This is a genomic window from Desulfosporosinus metallidurans (genome assembly GCF_001936615.1).
GTDB classification, from domain to species: domain Bacteria; phylum Bacillota; class Desulfitobacteriia; order Desulfitobacteriales; family Desulfitobacteriaceae; genus Desulfosporosinus; species Desulfosporosinus metallidurans.
Window position 1 is genome coordinate 1 of record NZ_MLBF01000256.1, and the last position, 229, is coordinate 229.

Consider the following 229-nt stretch of genomic DNA (forward strand, 5'->3'; position numbering starts at 1 on the left):
AAACCATCAAAAGCATTCCTGAATCTCAAACCCCTTAATGAAACTGCCTCATTAAGTATTATCTCGGGCTTTTGTCGATTGCTTGGGGATCAAATCAACCAGGAGAAGGCTAGACGGATTTATGAATCCTATTTAAAAAAGTATCCCGGAAACTTGTCATCGCCCTTTATTTTTAGAGATATTCATAGAAATATGGTTGGATAAAGAAGGCGATATTAAACCTATGGAT

General features: G+C 36.7%; 1 protein-coding gene. It reads left to right on the forward strand.

Going from position 1 to position 229, the window contains the following annotated elements; genetic code table 11:
• Positions 1-204: hypothetical protein (locus tag DSOL_RS28620; RefSeq protein ID WP_207649708.1), on the forward strand; the 204-nt coding region annotated here is incomplete at its 5' end.
• Between the last annotated feature and the right edge of the window lie 25 nt (positions 205-229).